Raw genomic sequence first — 21792 nt, 5'->3', positions numbered from 1 at the left:
CTCGGCAGATTGCGAGAGGACTTTCCGCGCTCTATCGTGACGAATCCACTGCCATACCGAGAATCCTTCATGAGCGCCCTTCGCGAAGCCCTCGCCCGCTTCCCCCGCCTCGACCTGGCCGGCGGCCCGACGCCGCTGGACAAGCTGGAGCGGCTGTCCACATCACTGGGCCGCGAGCTGTATGTGAAACGTGACGACACCACACCCTTCGCCCTGGGCGGCAACAAGGTGCGCAAGCTGGAATTCCTCGCCGCCGATGCGCTGAAGGCCGGCGCCGATACGCTGGTCACCGCCGGCGCGATCCAGTCCAACCACGTACGCCAGACCGCCGCCGTCGCAGCGAAGCTCGGCCTGCGCTGCGTGGCGCTGCTGGAAAACCCGATCGGCACCGAGGACCGCAATTACCTGAGCAACGGCAATCGCCTGTTGCTCGACCTGTTTGGCACCGAAGTCGAACTCGTGCCCAATCTCGATACCGCGGACGAGTTGCTGGCACAAACCGGTGAACGCCTGCGCCGCGAGGGTCGCAAGCCTTACATTGTGCCCATTGGCGGCTCCAACGCGCTGGGCGCCCTGGGCTACGTACGCGCCGGGCTGGAGCTGGCCGAGCAGGTTCGGGCCAGCGGCCAGGAGTTCTCCGCCGTCGTGCTCGCCTCGGGAAGCGCCGGTACCCATGCCGGTCTTGCGATCGCACTGGCCGATGCACTGCCGCAACTGGACGTGATCGGCGTAACCGTCTCGCGCACAGACGCGGCACAGCGGCCGAAGGTGGAAGGACTGGTTGAGCGCACGCTGCAACTGCTCGGCCACGAAACGCAGGCAGTGCCGACCGTACACTTGTGGGACCAGTACTTCGGCCCGCGCTACGGCGAACCCAATGCCGGAACGCTCGATGCGATTCGCCTGCTGGCGAGCCAGGAAGGCCTGTTGCTGGACCCCGTGTACACCGGCAAGGCGATGGCGGGATTGCTCGACGGCATCCGCCGGGATCGCTTCGTAAAACCTGGGCCTATCCTGTTCCTGCACACCGGCGGTTCGCCGGCATTGTTCGCCTATCATTCGGCGACTTGACCTACATGCCAACCAGAACTAGGCATGTAATTTTTTATTATTTTATTGCATAACGATTCCGACCCTATAGTCGCCACGCGTTGACTAACCTGCTTAAAACACCAAAAACGGGGACCACCATGACCTTCTCCGCACTGCGACGTCATTTCCTGCTTGCCAGCCTGACCCTCACCCTTGGCGCTGGCCTCTTCGGTCAGGCTCAGGCCGCCGATGACCTGCTCGCCCAGATCAAGGAAAAAGGCCAGGTCCGCGTGGGCCTGGAAGGCACCTACCCACCCTTCAGCTTCCAGGACGAAAACGGCAAGCTCGCCGGTTTCGAAGTGGACTTCTCCGAGCTGATCGCCAAGGAACTGGGCGTCACCGCCAAGCTGCAGCCGACCAAGTGGGACGGCATCCTCGCCGCGCTGGAATCCAAGCGCCTGGACCTGGTGATCAACCAGGTGACCATTTCCGAAGAGCGCAAGAAGAAGTACGACTTCTCCGATGCCTACACCGTTTCCGGCATCCAGGCGCTGGTGCGCAAGGGTGACGAGGGCAAGTACGACGCGCCGGAAAAACTCGCCGGGGTGAAAGTCGGCGTGGGCCTGGGCACCAACTACGAGCAATGGCTGCGCGAGCATGTGCCGCAAGCCGACGTGCGTACTTACGAGGACGACCCGACCAAATTCCAGGACCTGCGCAGCGGCCGCATCGACGTGATCCTGGTGGACCGCCTGGCCGCCTTCGACATGGTCAACAAGACCAAGGGCGCCATGGCCCTGACCGGCGCGCCCTTCGCTCGCCAGGAAGCCGGCATCGCCCTGCGCAAGGGCAACCCCGAATTGCTCGCGGCGCTGAACAAGGCCATCGAGAAATTCCGCGCCGACGGCACGCTGAAGAAACTCTCGGAGAAATGGTTCCAGGCTGACGTCACCCAATGATTGAAGAAAGCCTGCAGCTTGCGCTGGATTCCGCGCCCTTCCTGCTCAAGGGCGCGATCTTCACGGTAGTCCTCAGCGTAGGCGGCATGTTTTTCGGACTACTGCTGGGGTTCGTACTGGCGCTGATGCGCCTGTACGGATTCACTGCCGTGCGCTGGCTGGCGCGCATCTACGTGTCGTTCTTCCGCGGCACGCCGTTGCTGGTCCAGCTGTTCATGATCTATTACGGCCTGCCCCAGGCCGGCATCGAACTCGACCCGCTGCCGGCGGCGCTGATCGGCTTTTCGCTGAACATGGCCGCCTATGTCTGCGAAATCCTCCGTGCCGCCATCGGCTCCATCGACAAGGGCCAGTGGGAAGCCGCCGCCAGTATCGGCATGACCCGCGCCGAAACCCTGCGCCGGGTGATCCTGCCGCAGGCCGCGCGCACCGCACTGCCGCCGCTGGGCAACAGCTTCATCTCGCTGGTCAAGGACACCGCCCTGGCCGCGACCATCCAGGTCCCGGAACTGTTCCGCCAGGCCCAGTTGATCACCGCGCGCACCTTCGAGGTCTTCACCATGTACCTCGCCGCGGCGCTGATCTACTGGATCCTCGCGAGCATCCTGTCGCACCTGCAGAATCGCCTGGAAGACCGGGTCAACCGACATGACCGGGAGCAAGACGCATGATCGAAGTCCGCCAGCTGACCAAGCAGTTCCGCGGCCAGGAGGTGCTCAAGGGCATCGACCTGACCGTCCAGCCCGGCGAAGTGGTCGCGATCATCGGCCCCAGCGGCTCGGGCAAGACCACCCTGCTGCGCTGCCTGAACCTGCTGGAGGTGCCCAACGGCGGGACCATCCAGGTCGGCGACATCCTCATCGACGCCTCGCGGCCGCTCAGCGGCCAGCAGGGGCTGATCCGCAAGCTGCGCCAGCACGTGGGCTTCGTCTTCCAGAACTTCAACCTGTTCCCCCACCGCACCGCGCTGGAGAACGTGGTGGAAGGCCCGATCATCGTGAAGAAGGAGCCGCGCGCCCAGGCCATCGAGCGCGCCCGCCAGTTGCTGGCGAAGGTCGGGCTGGCCGGCAAGGAAGACTCCTATCCCAAGCGCCTCTCTGGCGGGCAGCAGCAGCGCGTCGCCATCGCCCGCGCCCTGGCCATGCAGCCGGACGTGATCCTCTTCGACGAACCGACTTCGGCGCTGGACCCGGAGCTGGTCGGCGAGGTCCTGGCGACCATCCGCGGCCTGGCCCAGGAAAAGCGCACCATGGTCATCGTCACCCACGAGATGAGCTTCGCCCGTGACGTCGCCAACCGGGCGATCTTCATCGACAAGGGAGTGATCGTCGAACAGGGCGATGCCAAGGCGCTGTTTGCCCATCCGAAGGAAGAGCGCACCCGCCAGTTCCTCAGCAAATTCCTCGATCAGGGCGACAAGCGCACCGCCGAGTAGAATCGAATTAATCGATTAATATCTGCCGATATTTGCGCTTTTTTATCGATCATATGCGAGAGAAGATAGTCCCATGAACCGCGCGGACTGGCCCACCGGCCAGCCGCGCCCCACGAGGACTAAGTCATGATCGAACGCAGACCCTTCCAGCAACTTGGCGGCGCCAACCACGGCTGGCTCAACGCCAAGCACCACTTCTCCTTCGCCGAGTACTACGACGCCGAGCGCATGGACTGGGGCAACCTCCGCGTCTGGAACGATGACGAAATCGCTGCTGGCACCGGCTTCCCGCCGCACCCGCACCGCGAGATGGAAATCATCACCTACGTCCGCCAGGGCGCGATCACCCACCAGGACAGCCTGGGCAACAAGGGCCGCACCGAAGCGGGTGACGTGCAGGTAATGAGCGCCGGCTCGGGCATCGTGCACTCCGAGTACAACCTGGAGAAGGATGTCACCAAGATCTTCCAGATCTGGATCATTCCTTCGGTACGCGGCGGCACGCCGTCCTGGGGCGCCAAACCCTTCCCGAAGGGCGACCGCACCGGACGCTTCGTGACCCTGGCCAGCGGCTATGAAAACGACGCCGACGCCCTGCGCATCCGCGCCGAAGGCCGCCTGGTCGCCGCCACACTGAAGGCCGGCCAGACTGCCGAGTATGAACTGGGCAACGGCCGCCGCGCCTACCTGGTGCCGGCAGTTGGCAAGGTCGAGGTCAACGGCGTCGAACTGCTGGCCCGCGATGGCGCCGCCATCGCCGATGAGACCGTGGTGAAGGTCACCGCGCTCGAAGACAGCGAGGTGATTCTGGTGGATGTTGCCTGACCCAGGCCGCAGTAACGAAAAAGGCACGCCTCCCGGCGTGCCTTTTTTTCGCCCAAGGTTTTTCAACGCTTTCGGCAGAGGCTCATGCCATCGCCAATCGGCACCAGCGAATAGTCCACTCGCTCATCCACTTTCAAGGCCAGGTTGAGTTGCTGGATCGCGCGGGTATCCGCACTCTCCGGGTTGGCCTCCAACACTCGTCCACTCCACAGTACGTTGTCGAAGACCACCAGGCCGCCTTCGCGCACCAAGTTCAGGGCGCGCTCCAGGTAAATGGGATAGTTGGACTTGTCGGCATCGATGAAGACCAGGTCGAAGCTGCCTTGCAGGTCGCCGGCCACCAGGGCTTCCAGCGTGGCCAACGCAGGTCCTAGCCGCAGTTCGATGCGCGAGTCGACGCCTGCGTCGTGCCAGTAGCTGCGCGCTATGTCGTTGTACTCACCGGGCAGGTCGCAGCAGAGGATATGGCCGCCCTCGGGCAGCGCCTCGGCCATGCACAGGGCGCTGTAGCCGGTGAAGGTGCCGATCTCGAGGATTCGTTTCGCGCCGGTCAGCCCGACCAGCAGCGCGAGGAACTGCCCTTGCTCCGGAGCGACCTGCCAACGGGACATCGGCAACCTGGCAGTCTCGGCGCGCAATCGTGCCTTCACCGGCGAATCGCGCAGGGAAACGTCGAGCAGGTACTGATAAAGCGAGTCGTCGAGGTTCAGCGTGCGGGTAGTCATGAGCCCTCCTGAGTATCAGGGATGGAGGGCGAGGCTCTGCACGGCGAGGACACGCTTGGCTTCCAGGAAGGCTTTCTGCCAATAGGTGCTGTCGAGGCTGTCCAGGCGCACGGTCCCGCCCGTTCTGGGTGCATGAACGAAGCGCCCTTCTCCGACATAGATACCCGCATGGCTGACGCCACGTCCACCACTGGTGGCGAAGAACACCAGGTCGCCGCTCTGCAGGGACTCGCGGCCAACGGTGGGCGCGCGCATGGTGATCATCTCGCGGGTGGAGCGCGGGAGCATCAGGCCGGTGGCATCGCGGTAGACATAGCCGATCAGGCCGCTGCAATCGAATCCGCTATCCGGCGTGTTACCGCCCCAGCGATACGGAGTGCCGACCAGGCCAATGGCACGAATCAGAACATCGTCGGCAGCCTGGGTGTTGTAGACGGGAGCTACGTTAGCGCGCACTACGGGAGGCGGCGCAGGAGGAGTGCGGCTGGCGCAGGCGGCCAGCGAGGCGAGAAAAGCGAGGAGAACGATGCGCTGAAGAACGAGCATGTGATGGCATCCCGTCAAGGAGTGCCATCACTTTGTACCAACAGTGACTTGAGCGCAATACTTAAAGTAAAACTTTAAGTTTAGCGTATCACCGTCTTCGGCTCGTAACCCGGCTCGAGCACGCGCTTGGCTTCCATGTAGCTCAGGCGCCAGTAGCTCTCGTCCAGGCTATCCACTCGCACGCCACCGCCACGGCGGCTGGCGGAGTGGATGAACTGTCCGTCACCGATGTAGATGCCGGCATGGCTGACTCGGCCGCGACCACGGTTGTTGAAGAAGATCAGGTCGCCCGGCTGCAGGTCTTCTTTCGAGACCAGCGGGACGTCCATGTTGATCATCTCACGCGTGGAGCGCGGCAGGCTGATGCCTGCTTCTTCGCGGAACAGATAGCCCACGAAGCCGCTGCAGTCGAAGCCGGTCCGCTCCGATTTCCCACCAAAGCGGTACGGAGTACCGATCAGCGAGAACGCGCGGTCCAGAATGTCGGATACATGGGCAGTCGAACTGCCGTTATCGTTTTTGGCCCCCTCGTCCTGCGACTCATTCATCAGCGCTATGTTGTGCTGATTTACCTGGAACGCTGCTCGAGTGGCAGGCACTGAAGCGACCTGGTTCGGCTGCGATTCCGGCGAATGGCTGGCGCAAGCTGCCAGCAGCAGAACGAAACTCATGGGCACGAGGGGTGCTAAGCGTTTAAGCATGGGCACGACCGTGTCTCATTAGCTCCATTTATTAGCGGGCTAATTTGCCCGCTCAATGGGGGCAATGCAAGTTTTTTATCGCGGAATGTGACTCAGCAGGCGTGGCATAATGTCTAAGGCTCGACCCACCATTCTTTCTTCGACCACCGAACTCAGGTCGGTCAGCCCCGGATTCACCTCGGCGGTGAAGCCTCCAGCCTCCCGCGTGCGCAGCACGGGCTCGATGATGTACGGGAAGCTCGCAGTGGTTCCTACCAGCAGAACGGCATCGAATCCCTTGCGCAGTTGCGCATAGAGCGTATCGATGGCCTCTTCCGGCAACATCTCCTCGAACAGCACTACCGGCGGGCGCAGCACGCCCGCACAGCGCGTGCACTTCGGCGGTAGCGGGCCATCCAGATGCCCTGCCAGCTCTGCGCTTTCCAGCCCACACGACTGGCAGTACAGCGGCGCCAGTTCGCCATGGATCTCGATCAGTCGCTCGGCCGGCGACCCGGCGCGCCGATGGAAACCATCGATGTTCTGGGTGAGCACCCAGCACTCCGGCTTGAGCCTCTGCAACTCCGCGATGGCCTCATGGCCAGCGTTGGGCTGCGCGCCCAGGCAGGCCTTGCCCAGTTCCGCCAGATACTTCCAGCACAGCGCCGGATCCTTCTGCAGCATCGGCCCGGAGATCGCTACTTCGATCGGCACGCCTTCCGCGGTCCGGCCGTTGTACAGACCGCCCAGGCCGCGATAGGTGGGCATCCCGGAGTCGGCCGAGAGCCCGGCGCCGGTAATCACCAGGATACGTTCTGTGCGAGCCAGCGCTGCGCCAGTGCGTTCGATCGCCGAGTCCATGCGCCCTCCTCCGCGGCGGGACCGCGTATCAGTGGTTGACCGTGAAAGCCAGCATCATGGAAATCTGGCACAGCGGACGGCCGCTTTGTTCCTGCCATTGATTAAAGGCAGCCTGCACCAACGCCAGATCCTTCTGGCTGGTGGGAGCCTTGTCGACGATTTCCTGAGCCTTGAGCGCGGCAACCACATCGTCGCCGAGGACGAACGTGTCCTTGCCAGCCATGCGCAGGAAGCGCGGCGCAGACATGCCACCCAATTGGCTGCCACGCTTGGCCAGCAGCTTCCAGAGACCGACGATATCGCTGGACGGCCAACTGGCCAGCAGTGTGCCGAAGCTGCCGTATTCGCGAGCAATGTCCAGGACGAACTGGGCGTTGCGCGGCACACTCTTGAGCTTGCCCAGGTGACGAATCAGCCGGGCGTCCTGCATCAGGTTTTCCAGGCGCTCGCCGCCCATCAGCACGACCTTCTCCGGATCAAAACCGAAGAAGACCCCCTCGAAGGCCGGCCACTTGGCGTCCACCAGGCTGTGCTTGAGCCCAGCGCGGAAGATGCGCAGGCTGATCAGCGACAGGTAGCGATCATCGCCGACCGCCACCAGTTCGGCCGGCGACCTGGCCTGGGGCAAGCGTGCTTCCAGCGCCTCGACCGAGCCAAAGCGGTTCAGGCAGTATTCGTGCAGCCACTGGTAATCGCGCATCAGGCGTCCTTGCGAGGTCTTACAGGTTCATTACGTCGAGGAAGCGCGGGGTGGCACTCTCGTCGATGCGCAGGCTGTTGAAGTCGAACAGGTTGCGGTCCGCCAGTTGCGACGGCACCACGTTCTGCAGGGCGCGGAACATGATCTCGGTGCGCCCCGGCGACTTGCGTTCCCAGTCCAGCAGCATTTCCTTGACCACCTGGCGCTGCAGGTTTTCCTGGGAGCCGCAGAGGTTGCAAGGGATGATCGGGAATTCCTTGAGCACCGAATAGGCTTCGATGTCCTTCTCGTTGCAGTACGCCAGCGGGCGGATCACCACGTTGCGGCCGTCGTCGGAGAGGAGCTTGGGCGGCATGGCCTTGAGGGTGCCGCCGTAGAACATATTGAGGAAGAAGGTTTCCAGGATGTCGTCGCGGTGGTGCCCCAGCGCCATCTTGGTCGCACCGATCTCGTCGGCGTACGTATAAAGGGTGCCACGGCGCAGGCGCGAGCACAGCGAGCAGGTGGTCTTGCCCTCCGGGATCTTCTCCTTCACCACCGAGTAGGTGTCCTTCTCGATGATGTGATACTGAACCCCGATGGACTCCAGGTACGCCGGCAACACGTGCTCGGGGAAGCCGGGCTGCTTCTGGTCCATGTTCACCGCGACGATCTCGAACTGGATCGGGGCGACCTTCTGCAGGTACAGCAGGATGTCAAGCAGGGTGTAGCTGTCCTTGCCGCCGGACAGGCAAACCATCACCTTGTCGCCGTCCTCGATCATGTTGAAGTCGGTGACCGCTTCGCCAACCTGGCGGCGCAGGCGTTTCTGCAGTTTGTTCTGGTTGACCGAAAGGGTGCTGGCCATGGTGCTCTGGAATCCGAAGGGCAAGACGAAAAGCCGGTCATTTTACGCGCAAAGCGACGCGTACCCCAGCCCCTCTATCGGGCTACTGCTAATCTGACAGCATGATGCCCGATCTCGATCCTTCCCTCGACCTGACGGACCAACTCCTGCAGTTGCTACGGGAAGCGCCTGAAGGAATCTCCGAATTCCAGCTGATCCAGCAATTGAAGGCTCGGCACTCCACTCGCGTGCCCAGCCTTCCGCTGACCGACAAGCTGGTGCTGTTCCGTACCCATTTCATGGTGTTCAACGCGCTGTATCGACTGCGCGACCGGCTCTGGGAAGAAGGCGCTGCGCACCTGGAGATCGGCCCGCTGCAGATTCGCCTCTCTCCTTATATGCAGGGTGTGCAGGCTCTCGGCGAACAGGACGCGCTGCGCGCCTATTACCTCGATGAAAAACATCTGAAGGAAACCACCGAGCGCGATGTGGAGAAGTTGCTGGAAAGCTTCTGGACGCGCATGCAGGGCAACGAGGAAAAAGCCGCGGCATTGGCACTCTTCGAGCTGGAAGACGGCCCGGTGGACTACGCGCTGATCAAGCTGCGCTACCGCCAACTGGTGAGCCAGCACCACCCTGATCGCGGTGGCAGCACCACGCGATTGCAGTCGATCAACAAGGCGATGGAAATACTGGAGCGCTATTACAGCCGCCCGTGAAACTTCCATTTGCTCTAAACCCACGGACGACGTGGCCTGCAGGCATTCCTATACTGCGACTTAAGGTCGCATAGGTCGGCCGGGCACCGGATGACGCTGGCTACGCGTACTCGGCGCCTCGCTGGGGGGCGACCTTCTATAAGAAGAGGAGAATGCTGACATGATCCATCATGTGTGGGGGCTCTTCACCCATCCCGATCAGGAATGGCAGGACATCCGTGGCGAAGAAGAATCCATCAGCCACATGTACCTCACCCACGTCCTGATCCTCGCTGCCATCCCGGTCATTTCCGCCTACATCGGCACCACGCAGGTCGGCTGGGTATTGGGCAATGCGGGACCGGTCAAGCTGACGGCCGCCAGCGCGATCCAGCTGACCATCATGACTTACATCGCCATGCTCGCCGGCGTCGCCGTGATGGGCGCCTTCATCCACTGGATGGCTCGTACGTACGACGCGTCGCCATCGCTGACCCAATGCATCGTCTTCGCTGCGTACACCGCGACTCCGCTGTTCATCGGCGGCCTGGCGGCGCTCTATCCGCACCTGTGGCTGGGCATGATCATCGGCACCGCCGCGATCTGCTACACCGTCTACCTGCTCTATGTCGGCATCCCAACCTTCATGAACATTCCCAAGGATGAAGGTTTCCTGTTCTCCAGCTCCGTGCTGGCGGTAGGACTGGTGGTGCTGGTGGCGATGATGGCCCTGTCGGTCATCCTCTGGGGCAGCGGCGTCGGCCCGGAATACACCTGATTCCACTCTCTGCAAAAGAAACCGGGCCCTTGTGGCCCGGTTTCTTTTTGGCTCTTCGCAGGAGCGAGGCGTCGGCTTCACCTCCTGACGGGGTTCGCGAGCAAGCTCGCTCCTGCAGAGAGCGGCACTTGCCTGAAACTCGTCCGACTTGCCTGAAGCTGCACCCCGGACGAGCGGCCGCGAGAAATCCTCCACCGGCGCGCCGACTGCGGCATAATCTTGCCCCGTCGGAGAACCACTGTATGCCTGAACAGCTCAACGCTCGCGTCGAAGCCTGCTACCAGCAGGCCGAAGCCTTCTTCCAGCGGCGCTTTCCCCGCCCGGAAGTGAGCTTCCGGCTACGCGGCCAGAAGGCCGGCGTCGCCCACCTGGATGAAAACCTGCTGCGTTTCAACCCGCAGTTGTACCGGGAAAACCACGAACACTTCCTGCAGCAGACCGTGGCCCATGAAGTGGCGCACTTGATCGCCCACCAGATGTTCGGTCCGCGCATTCGCCCCCACGGCGAGGAGTGGCAACTGATCATGCGCGGCATCTACGGCTTGCCGCCGGACCGCTGCCACACCTACGAGATCAAGCGCCGCCGCGCCACTCGCTACCTGTATCGCTGCCACTGCGGCGAGGGCAATGAATTCCCCTTCTCGTCCCAGCGCCACAACCTGGTTGCCCAGGGCCGCCGCTACTATTGCCGGCGCTGTCGCGCGACGCTGATCTTCACCGGCGAAACGCGCCGCGAGTGATACGACTCAGGCGATGACCTTCGCCGCCTTGAGCGCTGCGACCTGCTCGTCGGTGTAGCCCAGCTCCGCCATCACCTCTGCCGTGTGCGCTCCCAGCGCAGCGCCGATGTGGCGTGGCTCGGGTAGGCCGGCGGAGAAACGGATCGGGCATGCCGCCTGCCGTTGCGCCCCGCCCTTGCCGTTGGGCACCTGCGTGACCACACCCCGTTCACGCAACTGCGGATGCTCCACCGCCTCGGCCAGGGACAGCATCGGCTCGACACAGGCGTCCAGCGCGGCAAAACGCTCCTGCCAGTGGGCGAAATCCTGCTTCTCGAAAGCGATGGCGATTTCGCGCTTGAGCGCCTGCTGCTCCTCCGGCTTGGGCGAAAGCCCGCGCGCGGCCAGCTCCGGGCGGCCGATGGCGGCGCAGAACTGTTGCATGAACTGCGGCTCCAGGCTGCCCACCGAGAACCAGCGGCCATCGCGGGTGCGGTAGTAGTCGTAGAAGCTGCCACCGTTGAGCGCGAGGCCTTCCATCTCCGGCTCCACTCCCGCCGCGAGATAGCCGGCCCCCGCCATACCGTGCAGGCTGAAGGCGCAGTCGGTCATGCTCACGTCGACCTGCTGCCCCTCGCCCGACTGTTGCCGATGGATGACTGCCGCCAGCAGGCCCATCACGCCATGCAGCGAACCACCGCCGATGTCCGCCAGTTGCACGCCCAGCGGCAATGGGCCGGTCTCGCGGCGGCCGGTGTAGCTGGCCACGCCGGCCAGGGCCAGGTAGTTGATGTCATGCCCGGCACGGTCGCGCAGCGGCCCGGTCTGGCCGTAGCCGGTGATCGATACGTAGATCAGCTTCGGGTTGATCGCCTTGAGCGCCTCGTAACCGACGCCGAGCTTGCCCATCACGCCGGGGCGGAATTGCTCCAGCACGATGTCGTATTCCTGCACCAATTGCTTCACCACTTCCACCGCCTCGGCCTGCTTGAGATCCAGCGCGATACAGCGTTTGTTGCGGTTGAGGTAGGCGTGGCTGGCGGATGTACCGTCCACGTGCGGCGGCAGAACGCGTACCAGGTCCATGCGCGAGGGCGACTCCACGCGCAGCACCTGGGCGCCCATGTCGGCCAGCAGCAACGAGGCGAACGGCCCCGGCAACAGGGTGGAGAAGTCGAGGATCTTCAGGGAAGCGAGCGGGCCGTTCATGGGCACTCCTGTTTCGCTCAATCGATGCGTGGGCGCCGCGCCTCAGAGCTTCATGCCGCGGCTGATAATCTCTTTCATGATCTCCGAAGTACCGGCGAAGATGCGCTGGATGCGCGCGTTCGCGTACATCTTGCAGATCGGATACTCCCACATGTAACCCCAGCCGCCGTGCAGTTGCACGCCTTCATCGACCACCTTGCAGAGCAGCTCGGTGGTGAACAGCTTGGCTTCGGCGGCTACTTCGGGGGTGAGCTTCTTCTGGTTGTGGTCCATCACGCAGCGGTCGGTGAAGACCTGCGCCACGTCGATCTGCGTACGCATCTCGGCGAGCTTGAAGCGGGTGTTCTGGAAGTGCGCGATCGGGCGATCGAAGGCTTTGCGCTCCTTCACGTAGTCGACGGTCGCATTGAGTGCCGCCTCGGCGCCGGCCACCGCGCCGCAGGCGTTGGTCAGTCGTTCCTGCGCCAGCATGTTCATCAGGTAGAAGAAGCCGCCCTTGGCATCGCCCAGCAGGTTTTCCTTGGGCACCTTCACGTCGTTGAAGAACAGCTCCGCGGTGTCCTGGCTCTTCATGCCCAGCTTCTTCAGGTTGCGCCCGCGCTCGAAGCCCTGCATGCCGCGCTCGACCACGAACAGGCCCATGGCGTGCTTGTTCGCCGGATCAGTCTTGGCCGCGACTATGACCAGGTCCGCCAGCAGCCCGTTGGAGATGAACACCTTGGAGCCGTTGAGGACATAGTGATCGCCCTTGTCCACCGCCGTAGTGCGCATGCCGGCCAGGTCGGAGCCAGCGGAAGGCTCGGTCATCGCCACCGCGAGGATGCTCTCGCCACGGATGATCCCGGGCAGCCAGCGAGCCTTCTGCTCAGCGTTGCCGTATTCGGCAATGTAGGGGCCGCACAGCGCCGAGTGCAGCGGGATCATGAAGCCCGGCTCGTTGATGGCGGCCAGTTCCTCACACATGATCTGTTCGTAGCGGAAATCCTTCAGGGCAGTTCCGCCGTACTCTTCCTCCGCCCAGGGCAGCAGGAAGCCCATCTCACCTGCCTTGCGCCAGACGCTGCGGTCCACCACGCCGGCTTCTTCCCATTCTTCCTGGTGGGGCACCACTTCCTTGTCGAGGAAGGAACGGAATGCATCGCGAAACAGGTTGTGTTCGGTCTCGAAGTGATTGCGCAGCATGATCGACTCCCGGTGGGTTGAGTGCCCGCAGGGTAGGTGCTGGCCGCGCGCGGCCTCAATGACGCGAGCGCTCAGGGTCGATTGACGCAATCGCCCAGCAGATGCGAGTGTGAAACTTCCCAAAGCTGCACCGGAGAGCGCCCGCATGCAGATTCGCCCTTTCCAGGCGGAAGACTTCCCTCCGTACGAAAGCTGGTTCGCCGACCCCGTGCTCTTTGCGCAGCTTGGCCCGATGGACCGTGACTGGCTGGAACAGCTGCTGAACACTCCGGACAGAGTCCTGTACAGCATCCTGCGCGGCGACCTTCTGGTGGCGGTAGTGGGTATCTGCCTGCCAAACCCCGAGCACCCGTACTATTTCGTCACCGATCTCGCCGTCCGCCCGGAGCTGCGCGGCTCTGGCGTTGGGCGCGCGGTGATGGCGCTGGTGATGAGCCGAGCGGAACTGCAGAGCAGCCCCTTGTGGCGCGCCAGCGTGAGGCCGGACAACCTGGGGGCGCTGGCCTTCCTCATCAGGCTGGGCTGGACGCGGCTGGAAATGGGCAATCCGTTCGATGAACTGCTCGAGTTCGAATTCCGCCGGCGCCCGGCGGGCCCCTTGCTCCGCTGAACCGGCCTGCGCGTAGGAGCGGACTCCGTCCGCGATGGCTGGCCGCCGTGCCGGGCTCACCCGATCGCGGATAAATCCGCTCCTGCACCCGCAAGAGGCCGGCGTTCATGGGCAAGTAATTTTCCGACTCCCATAAAAAAACCCCCGCCGAGGCGGGGGTTCACACAAAGGAGTCAAACGGTAGAGCTGTAGTTCTTAGAACACGTACTGCAGACGGGTTACGACACCGTTGCCGTCGTCGTCGCCGTTGGCGTTGCGGATGCCGTCGGTGCTGACGTGAACGTAGTCCAGGGACACCTTCACGGCTTCGTTGGCGTACCAGTTCACACCGATGGTGTTGGTGCTGGCCTTGGTGTCGCCGACGTCACGGGTAGCGGTAGCCACAACCACGTTCGGGTCATCGACCTTGATGTGGTCGTAACGGTAGAAGACTTCCCAGGCACCGATTTCCTTGTTGGACGGCTTGATGGTGTCGAACTTGGCGCCATCGAGCTTGTACACGCGGGATTCACCGGTGATGGTGTAAGCCAGTTGGCCGTAGTAGCCGTCAGCCTTGATGTCCTGGAAGGCATCGGCATCGGCCTTCAGCTTGCGCTTCAGGTATTCGGCCTGAGCGGAGAACGGGCCGATGGCGTAGGCGAATTCAGCGCCCCAGGTGGAGTCGTCCTTGTAGGAACCGGCAGGGCTCAGGGTGGCGCCGCCGAAGGTAGCGCGGTTGCCGTTGTCGCCAGCGTCGTTACCGCCGTTGGTGGCGATACCACGCATGCCCAGACGCGGACGGATGCGGGAGTCGAAGGCCACGTCGTCCAGGTCACGGTAGGCGTAGTCCACACCGATGTGCAGGACGTTGCCGTCGGTGTTCAGCGGAGCGAACACGCCACGGAAGTTGAACTGCTTGACGCTGTCGCCGTCGGTGTCGTCGGCGTCCTTGGCGTATACGCCGGCGTCCAGGTAAGCCATGTTGGCGACGACGCCGCCAACCTGGGCACCCATGCCGTCCTGGTGGGTGTTGATCCAGTCAGCCAGTTCGTAGGCGGAGGTACGCTCGGTGGCGGTGACCCACTTGGAGCTGGTGGCTTTTTCCAGACCGAAGTCCGGGTCGAAGCGGCCGAACTTCAGGGTTACCGGGCTGAAGCCGGTGTAGCTGAAGGAAGCCTCGTCGAAGTAGCCGTTGTCAGCGTTACCGGAGTTGTGGGACATGTCGTAGTTGATCTGGTATTTCCAGTCTTTGTAGACAGTGCCGCCCAGTTCCAGGTAGGCGCGGCGGAAGTAGGCGCCGTCACCGTTGTTGCCGTTCTTGGTGTAGAAACCATCGAAGCGGCTGTAATCCGCTTGCAGACGGCCACCGAGCTTGAAGCTGAATTCCTTGTCGGTGGTGCCAACTTCAAGACCGCCTTTGGTCTTGATCACGATATCGGCGCCATCGGTGGTGACTGTGCCTGCGAAAGCCTGGGCGGAAACGGCCAGTGCCAGAGCAGTGGCGGCGTAACCGGCGAAGTGCTTACGGATCATCGAAGATTCCCCTTAATGGTATTTGCGTTGAACACGCCGAGTGCCTGGCTGCTGCGCGCCCCCCAAGGACTCGCACAGGCCGTTCTGGCGGCCCCCGTTTGTGTTGCTGGGAATCTTGGCGAGGGGTTATTTCAGATCGGTTGCTCGTAGATAAAACTTTTATTACAAAGGAACTTTTGATTTCCTTATGGCATAAAGGCTCAGGGCCATGCCCGACTAGGCTTTCAGCCGTTTCTGTCGGCCCCTTTGGCGGTATGCTCCGACTTCACTTCTGAAAGACAGCGCCTTCAGGTTTGCCCATGCACGAACTGCAACCCTTGATCCAGCAGCACGGCCTGACCCTGCTGTTCTTCAACGTCCTGCTGGAACAACTCGGCTTGCCGATTCCCGCCTATCCGGCGTTGATCGTCGCCGGTGCTCTTGCCCTGCAAGGCAGCGGTGTTCCATTGGGGCAGGCGCTGGCCGTGGCCGTGTGCGCCTGCCTGATTGCCGATTTGATCTGGTTCAGCGCCGGGCGACGTTACGGCGGCTTCATGCTGCGCAGCGTGTGCAAAGTTTCGCTGTCGCCTGACAGCTGCATCCGTCAGAGCCAGAGCCTGTACCTGCGCATCGGGCCGCGGGCGCTGCTGATCTCGCGATTCCTCCCCGGTGCCAGCGCGCTGACCACCACCATGGCCGGCATGACCCGCACGCCGCTGCCGCGCTTTCTCGCCTATGACTGCGCAGGAGCGGCGCTCTGGGCTGGTTCCGCGCTGATGCTCGGGAGCATCTTCAGCGATGCCGTGGACCGTGTCCTGGGTTGGCTCACCGAGTACGCGAGCCTTGGTGTAGCGGTGCTGCTGGGCGCCTTCGCGCTGTTCATTGCCTGGAAGCTCTGGCAACGCTTCAGCCTGCTCAAGCGCACCGCGCGGATTCCACGCATCAGCGTCGATGAGTTGCGCGCACGCCTGGACGCCGGCGAGCCGCCGCTGATCCTCGATGTGCGCGCGCAATTCGATGACGAGGCGATTCCCGGCTCCATCGCCTTCAGCCTGGACGGGGCTCTGGACGAGCTGCGCGACAGCCTGGAGGACAAGGAAGTGGTGATCTATTGCGCCTGCCCCCACGAGCTTTCCGCAGCGATGCTGGCGGAGCGGCTGCAGGCGTTCGGACACCCGCGTACGTGGGCCCTGTCAGGTGGATTGGATGCGTGGCGGGCGCAGATTCCGGCGCAGATCTGAAACCTGGCGTAGGAGCGGACTCCGTCCGCGATAGGCATCCGCCGTGAAGAAATCGCGGATAAATCCGCTCCTACGCCAATCGCCAGCGTAGGAGTGAGCTAACGATCAGCGTCGCGCGCTGTCCCGGCGAAGCTCGGCGAGATGATCTGCCAGGCGCTCCGAGTCCGGGCGAGGCGGTTCTGGTAGCAGGCGCAATGTCGCCTGGGTCAGACGCATCTGCCGCAGATAGCGCCGGCAGTGGCGGCACAGCAGCAGGTGCCGGCGCAACGCGAGCTTTTCGCGCCAGCCCAGCTGTTCGTCCAGCAGGTCGCTGGAGCGGGCCACCAGTTCCTTGCAAGTCAGCATTCCCCGGTCTCCTCGAAGTGCTCCACGGTGGCGAACACCTTCAGCCGCGCACGATGCAGCAGCACCCTGGCATTGGAGAGCGAAACCTCCAGCAGATTACAGATATCGTCCAGTTCCAGGCCCTGGCGCTCACGCAGCAGCAACACGCTGCGCTGCAGTTCGGAGAGGCTGAGCAGGGTCTTTTCCAGGCATTGGCGCAGCTCGTCCTCGGCCAGCAGCGCTTCGGGGGAGTCCTCGTGCCACGCCAGCGGTGCCGGGCTCCAGTGGCCGTCGGCGGCGAAGCGGTTTTCGTCGATGCTGCCGTGGGGCGCGGGCAGGTCGTCCAGCGAAACGTCGCGACGAACCTTGCGCAGGCGGGATTTGGCGGTGTTGGCAGTGATGGTCAGCAGCCAGGTCTTGAGGCTGGAGCGGCCCTGGAAGCCATCGAGGTTGCGCACGGCGGCAAGCCAGGCGTCCTGCACCACCTCATCAGCATGGGCACCGCCGACGATTGCGATGGCCACGGCGCGCATCGCGCCCTGGTAGGCGGCTACCAGGGTGCGGAAGGCCTGCTGGTCACCGGCCAGCAGGCGCGACAACAGCTCGTTGTCGTCAGCGGGCACGATCAGCGCTTGCGCAGGATCACGCTGCCGATGGAGTAACCGGCGCCGAAGGAGCTCAGCACGCCGATGGAGCCGGCGGGCAGGTCGTCCTGGTACTTGTGCAGGGCAATCACAGAACCGGCCGAACTGGTGTTGGCGTAGGTGTCGAGGATCACCGGTGCCTCGTGCGGCTCGGCGTCGCGGCCGATCAGCTTGCGGGTGATCAGCAGGTTCATGTTCAGGTTGGCCTGGTGCAGCCAGAAGCGCTTCACGTCGCTGACCGGGATGTCGTTCTGCGCCAGGTGCTCGCCGATCAGCTCGGCCACCATCGGGCAGACGTCCTTGAACACCTTGCGGCCTTCCTGCACGAACAGCTTGTCGCGAGTGCCGATGCCCTCTTCCGCCGCGCGGTTGAGGAAGCCGAAGTTGTTGCGGATGTTGTTGGAGAACTGGGTCAGCAGCTTGGTGCTGACCACGTCGAACTGGTGTTTGCTGGTGGCCTGGTCGGCGCGCTCGATGATCACGGCGGTAGCGGCGTCACCGAAGATGAAGTGGCTGTCGCGGTCGCGGAAATTCAGGTGGCCGGTGCAGATTTCCGGGTTGACCATCAGGATCGCGCGGGCCTGGCCCAGCTGCACGCTGTTCACCGCAGCCTGGATGCCGAAGGTGGCCGAGGAGCAGGCGACGTTCATGTCGTAGCCGAAGCCCTGGATGCCCAGCGCGGCCTGCACTTCGATAGCCACGGCCGGATAGGCGCGCTGCAGGTTGGAGCAGGCGACGATCACCCCGTCGATGTCCTCGGGCTTGCGGCCGGCGCGTTCCAGGGCCTGTTTGGCGGCGGCGGTGGCCATTTCGCAGAGGATGCCCCAGTCTTCGTTGGAGCGTTCCGGAATGCGCGGTGCCATGCGCTGCGGATCGAGGATGCCTTCCTTGTTCACCACGAAGCGGCTCTTGATGCCCGAAGCCTTCTCGATGAACGCCGAGCTGGACTCGGAGAGCGCTTCCACTTCGCCCTTGGCGATAGCCTCTGCGTGCTGGTCGTTGTAGCTGCGGACGTAGCTGTTGAAGGATTCCACCAGTTCATCGTTGGAGATGCTGAACGGCGGGGTATACAGGCCGGTTCCGCTGATCACGACTTTATGCACGGTCAATCCTCTTAATTTCTCAAAGCCGCCGGGCCGGGCGGCTGGGTTAGGCAGCAAGGTGCCCGCGCATTGGCCGGCACCGAATATTCATGGGCTTGCGCGCCCTGCGCGAAGCCTCTGGGATGGCAATCCCTGCAACCGGGCAGTGTGCCACTCCCTTGCCGGGGCGGCACCTTTGCCCGCCCGGCGGTTTGCGGTTTCACCTCAGGTGCAACCGCTGGTCGCTGATTATGCTGCAAAATTCGCCGAAAAGCCGCCGTGCGAGGACGGCATTTACGCAAGATTACAGACGCAAATCACGCCATGCCTGCCTTGAAGCAAGGGATTGATTTTTTCCACCGGCACCATAGGCACCGCGTTAGCGCGCCAGAGCGCGCGGATCCTTATCCTGCGAATCATTCCCGAATTTGCCAAGGAGACTTCAGGATGAATGCTGCGAACCGCCCGGAAATGGACGAACAGACGCTGGAATTCGCCAACCAGGTGATCGACCTGGCCCGCCAGGGCGACACCGAGCGCCTGGCCAGCCTGCTGGGCCAGGGCCTGCCGGCCAACCTGCGCAACCACAAGGGCGACAGCCTGCTGATGCTGGCCAGCTACTACGGCCACCACGACACCGTGGCCGTGCTGCTGGAGCACGGCGCCGACCCGGACCTGCGCAACAATGCAGGCCAGACACCGCTGGCCGGCGCCGCCTTCAAGGGCGACCTGGAGATGGTCCGCCTGCTGCTCGGCCGCGGCGCCCAGGTGGAAGGCGCCTCCCCCGACGGCAAGACCGCACTGATGATGGCCGCGATGTTCAACCGCCCGGAGATCGTCCGCTGCCTGCTGGAACACGGCGCCAACCGTGAGGCCCGCGATGCCAGCGGCCTGACTCCGCTGGCCGCGGCCAGAATGATGGGCGCAACCGACACCCTGGCGCTGCTCGAAGCCGCCTGAGTCAGTCGATGCGCACGTGCTCGGCGAGGAAGTCGAGCACCGCGCGTACCCGTGCGGGCAAGTGCCCCGGCTTGCCCAGGTAGAGCGCATGCATGGGCTTGCGATCGCCGGGGTTGAAGTCCGCCAGCACCTCCACCAGCCGTCCGGCAGCAAGATCCCCGCGCACCTGAAACTCCGCCAACCGCGCCAGCCCTAGTCCCGCCAAAGCCAGGTGGCGCACGCTGTCACCGTCGCTGGCCAGCAGGTTGCCGCTGGGCTCGGGGACATCCGCCGGCTTGCCGAGGAATGGCCAGTCCGGCTCGACGCGCCGGTAGCTGAAGCCCAGGCAGTTGTATTCACCCAGCTCACGCGGATGCTGCGGCGTTCCGTGCCGCGCCAGATACTCGGGTGCGGCGACAATCTTGTGTCCGGACTCGCCCAATGAACGCGCCACCAGCCGCGAATCCCGCAGCGGCCCGCTGCGTACGGCGACATCCGCACGCACTTCCAGCAGGTCCACCACTTCGTCGGTCAGTTGCAGGTCCAGGCTGACGCCGGGGTAGCGCCCGAAGAACAGCGGCAGCGCCGGAATGAGGAACTGCCGCCCCACCGGCAGGTTGCAACTGATGCGTACCCGGCCCTGGGGCTCGGCGCTGGCTGAGGCTTCGCGCTCAGCTTCGTCCAGGTCGGCGAGGATGCGCAGGCTGCGCTCGTAGAAGGCCGCGCCCTCGGCCGTGAGCTGCTGGCGTCGGGTTGAACGGTTGAACAGCCGCGCGCCGAGGCGATCCTCCAGGCGCGCCACCAGCTTGCTCACCGCCGAGGGTGTCATCCCGCACTGCTGCGCGGCGGCAGTGAAACCGCCGGTTTCCACCACGCGGATGAAGACTTCCATTTCGCCGAAGCGGTTGACGTCAGGGCGCGCCATGTTGAATTCAATTCACAGGTGATTTGCTCAAAGGCAGTCTATATCAGCAATACGCGCGGGGATAAGGTGGCGCCCATTCTACGAATCACCAGGGAGAGCCATCGTGCCCATTGCCTTGTATGCCTTGACCGCCGGTGCCTTTGGCATCGGCGTTACCGAATTCGTGATCATGGGATTGCTGCTGGAGGTCGGCCAGGACTTCGGCGTGTCGATCTCCGCTGCCGGCCTGCTGATCTCCGGCTACGCCCTGGGCGTGGTGCTCGGCGCGCCGCTGCTCACCGCCCTTACCGCGCGCTGGCCGCAGCGCCGCACGCTGCTGGGACTGATGGTGATCTTCACCCTCGGCAACCTGGCCTGTGCCCTGGCACCGGACTACGCCACGCTGATGGCGGCGCGGGTGCTGACCTCCTTCGCCCACGGCACCTTCTTCGGCGTCGGCTCGGTGGTCGCCACCAGCCTGGTGCCGGCCGAACGCCGTGCCTCGGCCATCGCCCTGATGTTCACCGGCCTGACCGTCGCCACCATCCTCGGCGTCCCGCTGGGCACCTGGCTCGGCCAACTGTACGGCTGGCGTGCGGCCTTCTGGGTGGTGACCGGCATCGGTGTGCTGGCCCTGGCGATCCTGGCGATCTACCTGCCGCGCAACGGCGCCCCGCCGGCGGCCGGCAACCTGCGCGACGACTTCCGCGTGCTGAAGCGCCCGGCCGTGCTGCTTGGCCTGCTGACCACCGTGCTCGGTTTCGGCGGCGTGTTCACCGTGTTCAGCTATGTGTCGCCGCTGCTGACCCGCCTCGCCGGTTTCTCCGAGAGCGCCGTGTCGCCGGTGCTGCTGGTGTTCGGCGGCGGGCTGGTGCTGGGCAACCTGCTCGGCGGCAAGCTGGCCGACCGCAAGCTGGTCCCGGCCCTGCTTGGCAGCCTGGTGGCACTGGCAGTGGTCATGGGGTTGATGAGCTTTGCGTTGCAGAACCAGGTCGCCGTGGTCATCTTCATTGCCCTGCTCGGCGCTGCCGGCTTCGCCACCGTGCCACCGCTGCAGATGTGGGTGCTGGAGAAAGCCCATGGCGCCGGCCAGAGCGTGGCGGCCAGCTTCAACATCGCCGCATTCAACCTGGGCAATGCCCTGGGTGCCTGGCTCGGCGGCATGACCATCGACCACGGCCCAGGCCTCGCCGCACTGCCCTGGGTCGGCGCCCTGCTGCCGCTCGCAGCCATCGCCACGGCGCTGATCTGCCTGCGCCTGGAGCGCGAACCGGCGTTGCCGGCGGGCACCGTCCAGCAGGCCCGGTGAACGATCGGCGAATCCGCACTGTCGAGGAAAGGGGCGCGCACTGTCGCGCCCCTTTTCTTTTCCCACAGACGGA

The 21792-nt window shown here is 63.9% G+C and carries 25 protein-coding genes; 12 read left to right on the top strand and 13 right to left on the bottom strand.

All coding sequences use genetic code 11. From position 1 onward, the window contains the following. Positions 1–69: 69 nt before the first annotated feature. The 5 genes from G4G71_RS10005 (at position 70) to G4G71_RS09985 (ending at position 4251) form a co-directional block, all read left to right on the top strand. A complete protein-coding gene (locus tag G4G71_RS10005) occupies positions 70–1071 on the top strand; it encodes a D-cysteine desulfhydrase (RefSeq protein ID WP_169937248.1) in 1002 nt (333 codons plus the stop codon). Between the two features lie 119 nt (positions 1072–1190). Beyond that, a complete protein-coding gene (gene tcyJ, locus G4G71_RS10000; RefSeq protein ID WP_169937246.1) occupies positions 1191–1991 on the top strand; it encodes a cystine ABC transporter substrate-binding protein in 801 nt (266 codons plus the stop codon). Further along, complete coding sequence (tcyL, locus tag G4G71_RS09995) at positions 1991–2662, top strand: cystine ABC transporter permease (RefSeq protein ID WP_024764585.1); 672 nt, start codon at positions 1991–1993, stop codon at positions 2660–2662. Before tcyJ ends, tcyL begins: the two co-directional genes overlap by 1 nt. After that, positions 2659–3426 carry an L-cystine ABC transporter ATP-binding protein TcyN gene (tcyN, locus tag G4G71_RS09990; protein WP_169937244.1) on the top strand — a complete coding sequence of 256 codons (768 nt, stop codon included), beginning with the start codon at positions 2659–2661 and terminating at the stop codon, positions 3424–3426. Before tcyL ends, tcyN begins: the two co-directional genes overlap by 4 nt. Before the next feature lie 126 nt (positions 3427–3552). After that, positions 3553–4251 carry a pirin family protein gene (locus tag G4G71_RS09985; RefSeq protein WP_169937243.1) on the top strand — a complete coding sequence of 233 codons (699 nt, stop codon included), beginning with the start codon at positions 3553–3555 and terminating at the stop codon, positions 4249–4251. A gap of 62 nt (positions 4252–4313) precedes the next feature. On the opposite strand, the gene G4G71_RS09980 is transcribed toward G4G71_RS09985, so the two are convergent. The 6 genes from G4G71_RS09980 to ttcA all read right to left on the bottom strand — a co-directional run bounded on the left by G4G71_RS09980 (position 4314) and on the right by ttcA (position 8610). Further along, entirely contained in the window at positions 4314–4976 is a 663-nt protein-coding gene (locus G4G71_RS09980) for a class I SAM-dependent methyltransferase (RefSeq protein WP_169937240.1), read from the bottom strand. Between the two features lie 15 nt (positions 4977–4991). After that, a complete protein-coding gene (locus tag G4G71_RS09975; RefSeq protein WP_169937238.1) occupies positions 4992–5522 on the bottom strand; it encodes a C40 family peptidase in 531 nt (176 codons plus the stop codon). An 80-nt stretch (positions 5523–5602) separates the two neighbouring features. Beyond that, positions 5603–6229 (bottom strand): C40 family peptidase, encoded by a 627-nt coding sequence (locus tag G4G71_RS09970; RefSeq protein ID WP_169937236.1) that lies wholly within the window; start codon positions 6227–6229, stop codon positions 5603–5605. A gap of 69 nt (positions 6230–6298) precedes the next feature. Continuing rightward, positions 6299–7063 (bottom strand): NAD-dependent deacylase, encoded by a 765-nt coding sequence (locus G4G71_RS09965; protein WP_169937233.1) that lies wholly within the window; start codon positions 7061–7063, stop codon positions 6299–6301. A 28-nt stretch (positions 7064–7091) separates the two neighbouring features. Beyond that, entirely contained in the window at positions 7092–7763 is a 672-nt protein-coding gene (locus G4G71_RS09960; protein ID WP_169937231.1) for a DNA-3-methyladenine glycosylase I, read from the bottom strand. Between the two features lie 19 nt (positions 7764–7782). Continuing rightward, positions 7783–8610 carry a tRNA 2-thiocytidine(32) synthetase TtcA gene (gene ttcA, locus G4G71_RS09955; protein ID WP_169937229.1) on the bottom strand — a complete coding sequence of 276 codons (828 nt, stop codon included), beginning with the start codon at positions 8608–8610 and terminating at the stop codon, positions 7783–7785. Between the two features lie 101 nt (positions 8611–8711). Here ttcA and G4G71_RS09950 point away from each other — a divergent pair, with 101 nt between their 5' ends. The 3 genes from G4G71_RS09950 to G4G71_RS09940 all read left to right on the top strand — a co-directional run bounded on the left by G4G71_RS09950 (position 8712) and on the right by G4G71_RS09940 (position 10805). Next, a complete protein-coding gene (locus tag G4G71_RS09950; RefSeq protein ID WP_169937227.1) occupies positions 8712–9308 on the top strand; it encodes a DNA-J related domain-containing protein in 597 nt (198 codons plus the stop codon). A 160-nt stretch (positions 9309–9468) separates the two neighbouring features. After that, a complete protein-coding gene (locus G4G71_RS09945) occupies positions 9469–10065 on the top strand; it encodes a Yip1 family protein (protein ID WP_024764594.1) in 597 nt (198 codons plus the stop codon). A gap of 242 nt (positions 10066–10307) precedes the next feature. Next, entirely contained in the window at positions 10308–10805 is a 498-nt protein-coding gene (locus tag G4G71_RS09940; protein WP_081515827.1) for a SprT family zinc-dependent metalloprotease, read from the top strand. Between the two features lie 6 nt (positions 10806–10811). Here the strand turns inward: G4G71_RS09940 and G4G71_RS09935 are convergent, their stop codons facing one another. Both G4G71_RS09935 and G4G71_RS09930 read right to left on the bottom strand, forming a co-directional pair. Then, a complete protein-coding gene (locus G4G71_RS09935) occupies positions 10812–11993 on the bottom strand; it encodes a CaiB/BaiF CoA transferase family protein (protein WP_169937225.1) in 1182 nt (393 codons plus the stop codon). A 42-nt stretch (positions 11994–12035) separates the two neighbouring features. Continuing rightward, on the bottom strand, positions 12036–13175 hold the full coding sequence (locus G4G71_RS09930; RefSeq protein ID WP_169937223.1) for an acyl-CoA dehydrogenase family protein: 1140 nt from the start codon (positions 13173–13175) through the stop codon (positions 12036–12038). A 145-nt stretch (positions 13176–13320) separates the two neighbouring features. Here G4G71_RS09930 and G4G71_RS09925 point away from each other — a divergent pair, with 145 nt between their 5' ends. Next, positions 13321–13785, top strand: a complete 465-nt coding sequence (locus G4G71_RS09925) for a GNAT family N-acetyltransferase (RefSeq protein ID WP_169937221.1) — start codon at positions 13321–13323, stop codon at positions 13783–13785. Positions 13786–13980: 195 nt separating this feature from the next. Here the strand turns inward: G4G71_RS09925 and G4G71_RS09920 are convergent, their stop codons facing one another. Then, entirely contained in the window at positions 13981–15297 is a 1317-nt protein-coding gene (locus G4G71_RS09920) for an OprO/OprP family phosphate-selective porin (protein ID WP_169937219.1), read from the bottom strand. 299 nt (positions 15298–15596) lie between these two features. Between G4G71_RS09920 and G4G71_RS09915 the strand changes: the two genes are divergently transcribed. Further along, a complete protein-coding gene (locus tag G4G71_RS09915; protein WP_169937217.1) occupies positions 15597–16517 on the top strand; it encodes a DedA family protein/thiosulfate sulfurtransferase GlpE in 921 nt (306 codons plus the stop codon). 105 nt (positions 16518–16622) lie between these two features. Here G4G71_RS09915 and G4G71_RS09910 read toward each other — a convergent pair whose 3' ends face one another. Genes G4G71_RS09910 through G4G71_RS09900 form a run of 3 tightly spaced genes read right to left on the bottom strand, consistent with a single transcriptional unit; the run spans position 16623 to position 18588 of the window. Beyond that, positions 16623–16862, bottom strand: a complete 240-nt coding sequence (locus G4G71_RS09910; protein ID WP_169937215.1) for an anti-sigma factor family protein — start codon at positions 16860–16862, stop codon at positions 16623–16625. Next, positions 16856–17464, bottom strand: coding sequence for an RNA polymerase sigma factor (locus G4G71_RS09905; RefSeq protein WP_169937213.1), 609 nt, complete (start codon positions 17462–17464; stop codon positions 16856–16858). The genes G4G71_RS09910 and G4G71_RS09905 overlap by 7 nt, the downstream gene beginning before the upstream one ends. 2 nt (positions 17465–17466) lie before the next feature. Beyond that, positions 17467–18588, bottom strand: coding sequence for a beta-ketoacyl-ACP synthase III (locus tag G4G71_RS09900; RefSeq protein ID WP_169937211.1), 1122 nt, complete (start codon positions 18586–18588; stop codon positions 17467–17469). A gap of 426 nt (positions 18589–19014) precedes the next feature. On the opposite strand from G4G71_RS09900, the gene G4G71_RS09895 reads away from it, so the two are divergent. Further along, positions 19015–19527, top strand: a complete 513-nt coding sequence (locus tag G4G71_RS09895; protein ID WP_169937209.1) for an ankyrin repeat domain-containing protein — start codon at positions 19015–19017, stop codon at positions 19525–19527. Between the two features lies 1 nt (position 19528). Here the strand turns inward: G4G71_RS09895 and G4G71_RS09890 are convergent, their stop codons facing one another. Next, a complete protein-coding gene (locus tag G4G71_RS09890) occupies positions 19529–20431 on the bottom strand; it encodes a LysR family transcriptional regulator (protein WP_169937207.1) in 903 nt (300 codons plus the stop codon). Positions 20432–20534: 103 nt separating this feature from the next. On the opposite strand from G4G71_RS09890, the gene G4G71_RS09885 reads away from it, so the two are divergent. Then, the gene (locus G4G71_RS09885) at positions 20535–21719 is read left to right on the top strand and encodes an MFS transporter (RefSeq protein WP_169937205.1); all 1185 of its coding nucleotides are present in this window, start codon (positions 20535–20537) and stop codon (positions 21717–21719) included. Positions 21720–21792: the final 73 nt, after the last annotated feature.

This window comes from Pseudomonas multiresinivorans, assembly GCF_012971725.1.
Classification (GTDB): domain Bacteria; phylum Pseudomonadota; class Gammaproteobacteria; order Pseudomonadales; family Pseudomonadaceae; genus Pseudomonas; species Pseudomonas multiresinivorans.
Note: the sequence above shows the minus strand (reverse complement) of the source record. Positions and strands in the feature narration are given on the sequence as shown.